This window comes from Mycobacterium sp. (assembly GCF_050701675.1).
In the GTDB taxonomy this organism is placed as follows: domain Bacteria; phylum Actinomycetota; class Actinomycetes; order Mycobacteriales; family Mycobacteriaceae; genus Mycobacterium.
On sequence record NZ_JBOGDD010000734.1, the window covers coordinates 1 to 7,619 of the forward strand.

Annotated in this window: 11 protein-coding genes and 1 pseudogene; 10 read left to right on the top strand and 2 right to left on the bottom strand. The window is 66.9% G+C overall.

Annotation, left to right across the window (positions count from 1 at the left end; all coding sequences use genetic code 11):
• The 10 genes from ACRDUX_RS22480 to rdgB form a co-directional block, all read left to right on the top strand.
• Positions 1-317: DUF2017 family protein (locus tag ACRDUX_RS22480; RefSeq protein ID WP_526416655.1), on the top strand; the 317-nt coding region annotated here is incomplete at its 5' end.
• Between the two features lie 2 nt (positions 318-319).
• Entirely contained in the window at positions 320-1,357 is a 1,038-nt protein-coding gene (locus ACRDUX_RS22485; protein ID WP_526416657.1) for a P1 family peptidase, read from the top strand.
• A gap of 26 nt (positions 1,358-1,383) precedes the next feature.
• The gene (locus ACRDUX_RS22490; protein ID WP_526416659.1) at positions 1,384-1,797 is read left to right on the top strand and encodes a M67 family metallopeptidase; all 414 of its coding nucleotides are present in this window, start codon (positions 1,384-1,386) and stop codon (positions 1,795-1,797) included.
• A 21-nt stretch (positions 1,798-1,818) separates the two neighbouring features.
• A complete protein-coding gene (locus tag ACRDUX_RS22495; protein WP_526416660.1) occupies positions 1,819-2,091 on the top strand; it encodes a MoaD/ThiS family protein in 273 nt (90 codons plus the stop codon).
• Positions 2,092-2,093: 2 nt separating this feature from the next.
• Complete coding sequence (locus tag ACRDUX_RS22500) at positions 2,094-3,062, top strand: PLP-dependent cysteine synthase family protein (protein WP_526416662.1); 969 nt, start codon at positions 2,094-2,096, stop codon at positions 3,060-3,062.
• Between the two features lie 20 nt (positions 3,063-3,082).
• Positions 3,083-3,724: a rhomboid family intramembrane serine protease gene (locus ACRDUX_RS22505; RefSeq protein WP_526416664.1), complete on the top strand. Its 642-nt coding sequence runs from the start codon at positions 3,083-3,085 to the stop codon at positions 3,722-3,724.
• 125 nt (positions 3,725-3,849) lie between these two features.
• Positions 3,850-4,668, top strand: coding sequence for a cyclic nucleotide-degrading phosphodiesterase (locus ACRDUX_RS22510; RefSeq protein WP_526416666.1), 819 nt, complete (start codon positions 3,850-3,852; stop codon positions 4,666-4,668).
• Between the two features lie 30 nt (positions 4,669-4,698).
• The gene (gene rph, locus ACRDUX_RS22515; protein WP_526416668.1) at positions 4,699-5,481 is read left to right on the top strand and encodes a ribonuclease PH; all 783 of its coding nucleotides are present in this window, start codon (positions 4,699-4,701) and stop codon (positions 5,479-5,481) included.
• Between the two features lie 268 nt (positions 5,482-5,749).
• Complete coding sequence (locus ACRDUX_RS22520) at positions 5,750-6,412, top strand: hypothetical protein (RefSeq protein WP_526416670.1); 663 nt, start codon at positions 5,750-5,752, stop codon at positions 6,410-6,412.
• Positions 6,413-6,464: 52 nt separating this feature from the next.
• Entirely contained in the window at positions 6,465-7,067 is a 603-nt protein-coding gene (rdgB, locus tag ACRDUX_RS22525; RefSeq protein ID WP_526416674.1) for an RdgB/HAM1 family non-canonical purine NTP pyrophosphatase, read from the top strand.
• A 10-nt stretch (positions 7,068-7,077) separates the two neighbouring features.
• On the opposite strand, the gene ACRDUX_RS22530 is transcribed toward rdgB, so the two are convergent.
• Together ACRDUX_RS22530 and ACRDUX_RS22535 are read right to left on the bottom strand one after the other, a co-directional pair.
• Positions 7,078-7,458 carry a DUF3817 domain-containing protein gene (locus ACRDUX_RS22530; protein WP_526416672.1) on the bottom strand — a complete coding sequence of 127 codons (381 nt, stop codon included), beginning with the start codon at positions 7,456-7,458 and terminating at the stop codon, positions 7,078-7,080.
• A pseudogene (locus tag ACRDUX_RS22535) lies at positions 7,455-7,619 on the bottom strand (hypothetical protein); the annotation flags it as partial. The gene ACRDUX_RS22530 and the pseudogene ACRDUX_RS22535, both read right to left, overlap by 4 nt.

Sequence of the window (7,619 nt, forward strand, 5' to 3'; positions counted from 1 at the left end):
CCGCAGAGAGTCTCAACAGCGCGCTGCGTAGCCTGCACGAGCCCGAGATCATCGAAGCCAAACGCCATGCGGGTCAACGATTGTTGGATACGTTGCCACCCGGCGGTGGCAGGTTCGACATCGCCGAGGACGACGCGCACTGCTGGGCATCGTGCGTCAACGACATCCGGCTGGCGTTGGGCACGATGCTCGACATCGGCCCCGACGGTCCCGACCACCTGCCTGCCGAACATCCGATGGCTGGGCACCTCGACGTCTACCAGTGGCTGACCGTGCTGCAGGAGTACCTGGTGCTCGGGCTGATGGGCAAGCGGTAATCGTGGCAGGCGGGTCGATCACCGACGTGGCGGGCATCCTCGTCGGAAACCACCACCGTCTGGACCAGGACGCGTCGTTGGGCGCCGGTTGGGCCTGCGGCACCACGGTGGTGCTCACGCCGCCGGGGACCACCGGCGCCGTCGACGTCCGCGGTGGTGCTCCCGGCACCCGGGAGACGGATCTTCTCGACCCGGCCAACAGCGTGCGCTACGTCGACGCCGTCGTGCTGACGGGCGGGAGCGCATACGGCCTGGCCGCCGCCGACGGCGTCATGCAGTGGCTCGAACAACACGATCGCGGCGTGGTGATGGACGGCGGCCTCGTTCCGATCGTGCCGGCCGCGGTGATCTTCGACCTCCCGGTCGGTGGATGGCAGTGCCGCCCGACGGCTGAGTTCGGCTTCGCGGCAGCCAATGCGGCAGGCATTGACGTGCCGGTCGGCAACGTCGGCGCAGGCGTCGGCGCCAGGGCCGGTGTGCTCAAGGGCGGCCTTGGCACGGCGTCCATCCGGCTCGACGACATCGGCGTCACCGTCGGTGCGATCGTCGTGGTGAACTCCGCGGGAAACGTCGCGGATCCGAGGACCGGGCTGCCGTGGCAGGCCGACCTGAGCGCCGAGTTCGGGCTGGTGCCACCGCCCGCCGACCAGATCGCCTCGTTCGCCGCGCGTGACGACGAGCTGTCGCCGCTCAACACCACCATCGCCGTCGTCGCCACCGACGCCGCGCTGAGCAAGGCCGCGTGCAAGCGGGTCGCCGTCGCAGCGCAGGACGCCCTCGCCAGGACGATGCGCCCCTCGCACACGCCGTTGGACGGCGACAGCGTGTTCGTACTGGCCACCGGCGCGGTCGAGGTTGAACCTGCCACTGGGACCGGGGCCACACCCGCGGCGATGTCGCCGGAGACGAAGTTGATGACGATGATCGGGGCTGCCGCGGCCGACTGTTTGGCCAGCGCGGTGCTGACAGGCGTGCTGGCCGCCGAGTCGATCGCCGGAATCCCGTCCTACCGTGACGTGTTGCCGGGATCGTTCCCCTGAGCGGCCTCGGATGATGGACTGGTGACGTGCTGACGATTCGTCGTGACCTGGTCGAGGCCATGATCGCGCACGCGCGCGCCGATCACCCCGACGAAGCGTGTGGAGTGATCGCCGGGCCGGAGGGGTCCGACCGGCCCGAGCGTTTCATTGCGATGGACAACGCCGAGAGGTCGCCGACGTTCTACCGCTTCGATTCCGGTGAGCAGCTCAAGGTGTGGCGGGCTTTAGAAGACGCAGGCCAGGCCCCAATAATCATCTACCACTCGCACACCGCGACGGAGGCGTATCCCAGCCGCACCGACGTCAGCTACGCCGCCGAACCCGAGGCTCACTACGTCCTCGTCTCGACGCGGGACCCCAACGAGCACGAGCTTCGCAGCTACCGCATTCTCGACGGCACCGTCACCGAGGAACCCGTCACCATCGTCGATGAGTACTAGTCAAAAGGAATGAGCGTCCCCATGACCATTTTGGTGTCCATCCCCACCATCCTGCGCACCCACACCGGTGGCGAAAAGCGCGTCAGCGCCACCGGCGACACGCTGCAGGCGGTCATCGCCGACCTCGAGTCCAACTATTCGGGAATCACGGAGCGGATCGTCGACGGCGACAAGCTGCACCGCTTCGTCAACGTCTACGTCAACGACGAGGACGTGCGGTTCTCCGGCGGACTGGCGACCGAGATCTCCGACGGCGATTCGGTGACGATCCTGCCTGCCGTTGCGGGCGGCTGACGTTGACCCGCCACGACTCACTGCTCGACGCGCTCGGCCACACCCCGCTGGTGGGGTTGCCGAACCTCTCGCCGCAATGGGAGGACGCCGACAACCCGCACGTGCGCTTGTGGGCCAAGCTCGAGGACCGCAATCCCACCGGCTCGATCAAGGACAGGCCGGCACTGCGGATGATCGAGCAGGCCGAGCGCGACGGGTTGCTCCAGCAGGGTTCGACGATCATGGAGCCGACGAGCGGCAACACGGGAATCTCGATGGCGATGGCCGCCCTGATCAAGGGTTACCGCATGGTGTGCGTGATGCCGGAGAACACCTCGATCGAACGGCGTCAGCTGCTGGAGCTCTACGGCGCGAAGATCATCTACTCGCCTGCCGAGGGCGGCTCGAACACCGCGGTGGCAATGGCCAAAGGGCTGGCTGACGAGCATCCCGAGTGGGTGATGCTCTACCAGTACGGCAACCCCGCCAACGCGGCCGCGCACTACGAAGGGACGGGGCCGGAGATCCTTGCCGACCTGCCGGAGATCACCCACTTCGTCGCGGGGCTCGGCACCACCGGCACCCTGATGGGCGCAGGGCGATTTCTGCGCGAGCAGGTGCCCGGCGTGCAGATCGTCGCCGCCGAGCCGCGCTACGGCGAGGGGGTGTACGCGCTGCGGAACATCGACGAGGGCTTCGTCCCCGAGCTGTACGACCCGGACGTACTGACCACGCGCTACTCCGTCGGCTCGTTCGATGCCGTCAAGCGCACCCGTGAGCTGGTTCAGGTCGAGGGCATCTTCGCGGGCATCTCGACTGGCGCGATACTGCACGCGGCACTCGGCATGGCCGCCAAGGCGCGCAAGGCGGGTGAGCGTGCCGACATCGCGTTCGTCGTGTGCGACGCCGGGTGGAAGTATCTGTCGACCGGCGCGTACGCCGGTAGCCTTGACGATGCAGAGGACGCGTTGGAAGGGCAGTTGTGGGCATGAGCGGACAAGGCGTCACACCGATGACCAAGAAGCGCCCGCCGTGGATGGTCGGCGGTGCGACCGTCGTTAGCTTCGTGGCGCTGCTGTGGCTGATCGAGGCGTTCGACCAGGTGACCGGAGATCGCCTGGAACAGGACGGCATCCGGCCGTTGGAGGTCGACGGGCTGTGGGGCATCCTCTGGGCACCGCTGCTGCACGCCAACTGGGCGCACCTGATCGCCAACACCGTCCCGGCATTGGTGCTCGGCTTCCTGGTGTCGTTGGCCGGTATGTCCAGATTCATCTACGCCACCGTGATCGTGTGGCTTCTCGGCGGTCTCGGCACCTGGCTCATCGGCAACATCGGGGCGCCCAGCTCTAACGGGGTCGCGGTGGAGACCAACCACATCGGTGCGTCCGGGCTGATCTTCGGCTGGTTGACGTTCCTGATCGTGTTCGGTTTCTTCACCAGACACGCGTGGCAGATCGTCGTCGGAATCCTCGTCTTCGTTGTGTACGGCGGCGTCCTCTGGGGTGCGCTTCCCGGCACGTTCGGGGTGTCGTGGCAGGGCCACCTGTGCGGTGGCATCGCCGGGGTGATCGCCGCGTACCTGCTCTCCGGCCCCGAGCGCAAGGCACGCGAACGCGGCAAGAAGGGGCCATCGCCCCAGCTGTCGTACTGACCGCAGCCCGGCTTTGCTGAGATGAGGCGTTCGCCACATTTTGCGGCAACTGTGTGCCCCGTCTCACGAGGCATCACTCCAGGTCACGGATCACGAAGCGACGGGATCATGAAACTCGACGCGAAATGCGCAGAGGTTTTCGTCACACGCTGATTGGGCATGGCAAGCTGGTGTGCGTGCGAATCACCGTACTGGGCTGTTCCGGTAGTGTCACCGGGCCAGATTCGCCTGCTTCGGGCTACCTGGTAACGGCTCCGGACACCCCGCCGCTCGCAGTCGACTTCGGGGGTGGTGTCCTCGGCGCGCTACAGCGCCACGCGGATCCGGGAACCGTCAGCGTCCTGCTGTCACACTTGCACGCCGACCACTGTCTTGATCTGCCCGGTCTCTTCGTGTGGCGCCGGTACCACCCATCGCCGCCCAAGGGCCGCGCGCTCATGTACGGCCCATCCGAGACCTGGTCGCGGTTGGGCGCAGCGTCCTCACCGGAGGGCGGCGAGATCGACGATTTCTCCGACGTCTTCGACATCCGCCAGTGGGTGGACAAGGAGCCGGTGCAGATCGGTGCGCTGACGGTACTGCCACGCATGGTGTGCCATCCGACCGAGTCCTACGGCATGCGCTTCACCGATCCGTCGGGGGCGACACTCGTCTACAGCGGTGACACCGGCTACTGCGACGAGCTGATCGAACTCGCGAGCGGCGCGGACGTCTTCCTGTGCGAAGCGTCGTGGACGGATGCTCCGGATCGGCCGCCCCGACTGCATCTTTCGGGCACCGAGGCGGGCCGCGCCGCCGCCAAGGCCGGTGTGCACGAACTGCTCTTGACCCACATTCCGCCATGGACCTCGCGGGAGGACGTCATCAGCGAGGCCAAGGCGGAGTTCGAAGGGCCGGTGCACGCCGTGGTGTGCAACGAGACCTTCGAGGTCGCGGCTCACTAGGTCGTCACCGCCACCGGTTAGGGTTGGCGGGTGTCCAGACGAGAAGACGGGCGACTCGACGACGAGTTGCGACCGGTAGTCATCACCCGCGGTTTCACCAAGCATCCGGCGGGATCAGTGCTCGTCGAGTTCGGTCAGACCCGCGTCATGTGCACGGCCAGCGTCACCGAGGGCGTGCCCCGGTGGCGCAAGGGCTCGGGCCTTGGTTGGCTCACCGCCGAGTACGCGATGCTGCCTGCCGCCACCCACACCCGTTCGGACCGCGAGTCGGTCAGGGGCAAGGTGGGCGGTCGCACGCAGGAGATCAGCCGACTCGTCGGCCGTTCGCTTCGGGCATGCATCGACCTCGGTGCGTTGGGCGAGAACACCATTGCCATCGACTGCGATGTCCTTCAAGCCGACGGCGGCACGCGTACCGCGGCGATCACGGGCGCCTACGTGGCGCTCTCGGATGCGGTGACCTACCTGTCCGCAGCGAATCGGCTGTCGGACCCGCGACCGCTGTCGTGCGCCATCGCGGCGGTGTCCGTCGGCGTGGTCGACGGACGCGTGCGGACGGACCTGCCGTATGAGGAGGATTCGCGCGCCGAGGTGGACATGAACGTCGTCGCCACCGACACCGGAACCCTGGTCGAGATCCAGGGCACGGGTGAGGGGGCGACCTTCCCGCGGACGACGCTGGACAAGATGCTCGACGCCGCACTGGCGGCCTGCGAGCAGCTCTTCGTCGTGCAGCGCGAAGCGCTCGAACTGCCGTACCCCGGTGTGCTGCCGGAGCCGACGTCGCCTCCCAAGAAGGCGTTCGGAAGCTGACCGAAAGTTCTTCCTAAACACGCCCGAGGCGGCAGAACTTGAGGGTTTTCCCCGATTCGATCGTGGGCACTCGCAGGTAGCGTTCATCTCAACGGCTGGGGGGCCGTACTACCAAGTTTCGCGCTTCGGCGCGAGAACCGTGAGAGCGCGTCCATTGGGGGCGGGGGACCATACGTGTCGCGGTTGCTGCCCTCTAGTCGTGGTTCGAAACCGCCCCCGCCTCGGTAGAGGCGAGGGCGGTTCGTTGCTGCCGGATAGCATTCATCCCGTGGGAGAGGACGAGTCGGCCGACCGAAAGCGAGTCGGTCAGCTCTTTTTGGGCGGTTCGGGCGTGCTGCTGCTCGCGGCAGGCACGTTGGGCTTCTTCGTCGGGCAGAACGACGAGCTCGCCGGTGGTTTCTTCGTTCTGACCGGACTCGTGACGATCGCCCTCGCTGCGTTCTACTCGCATGTCGATGGGATCGTTGAACTCGGCCTTCTGAAGATTCCCATCGCCAGGGCACGCCGCGCCGAGAAGCAGCTCGAACGGGGACGGATGGTTGGCGGAGCCAACCTGGACGAGGCGCGGAAGGCATTGGAAGAGGCAGTGTCTCGGTACCACGATGCTCAGCCCGCCGTCACGCAACACCCGCTGGCGTCCCGCGATGGGCCGGAACGCGACGTGCTCCTCGTCGAGGACGCGGTCTTCACGATCGCGACGCTCACGCTCGATGAACAAGCTCTCGTTCGCACCGAGGTCGCCCGGATGAGCCGTCCCGACTTCGACACGAACGTGGATCCTCGCGAATCCAGACCCGGCGATACCGGGCGCTCGTACCACATGCACAGGGTGCCCGATTCCGATGTCAGGCTGTGGTATCGGCAGAAGAGCGAGTCCGAGCCGTACCCGCTGTGTGTGATGGTCATCGAAGACACGGGTAAGGGCCGCTAGGTTCTCTAGCGTCTGATCTGATGGGGGAGAAAACCGTGATGATTGAGAAAACCTGTTGACCGATCTTCTGGTGGCCAGTCGCAACCCGAAGAAACTGGCCGAGCTACGCCGAGTGCTCGACGGTGCCGGTGCATCCGGGCTGCGCCTGTTGTCGCTCAACGACGTCGCCCCGTTCGACGAGGCTCCTGAGACGGGCGCGACGTTCGAGGACAACGCGTTGGCGAAGGCGCGCGATGCGTTCCGCGCGTCGGGCCTGGCTGCGGTCGCCGACGACTCCGGGCTCGCGGTCGACGCCCTCAACGGCATGCCCGGCGTGCTCTCGGCGCGGTGGGCGGGCGCGCACGGCGACGACGGGGCGAATCTTCGGCTGCTCCTCGGCCAGTTGGGTGACGTGCCGGATGCGCGACGCGGTGCGGCATTCGTGTCGGCGTGCGCGTTGGTCTCGCCGATGGGGGAGACCGTCGTGCGAGGGGAGTGGGCGGGAAGCATCGCCCGCGAACCGCAAGGCGACGGGGGCTTCGGGTACGACCCGATCTTCGTGCCACGGGGATCGGCCCGCTCGGCGGCGGAGCTCAGCCCGGACGAGAAGGATGCGGCGTCGCATCGTGGCCGGGCCCTGGCGCTGCTGTTGCCTGCGCTGCGCGCGCTGGCTTGAAGCTCGTCTCTTAGAGGTTGAACGCGGCCTTGATCTGCTTGGTCTGGAAGTGCTCGACGATGATGCCCAGCAGCGGAATGGTGCCTGCCAGCAGCACGCCGATGGTCTTGCCGATGGGCCAGCGGACCTTCACCGCGAGGTTGGCGGCGGAGAGCAGGTAGACGAAGTACACCCAGCCGTGCACGATGCCAATCCAGCTCGGCGGATCGTCGACCTTGACGATGTACTTCAGCACCATCTCGTAGCACAGCGCGATCAGCCAGATGCCGGTCGTCCAGGCCAATACGCGGTAGCCGGTCAACGCCTTGCGGATGGGCTCCTTCGGCGTCTGCGGCGACGGATCGTCGGCTTCCGGCGCGTCACTCGGCGCTTCGGGATCGGGGCTGCTCATCTGGTCGTCCTGTCGTCGGGGTCTTGGCGTTGCTCGGACTTGGCGAGCTCGGCCAGGTAGGCGTTGTACTCGCGCAGTGCCGGGTCGTCGTCGGCTTGGGTGGCGGCCTTGGGCCGTTCTGGCAGCAGGCCATCGGGGATCTCGGTCGGGCCGTACTGACT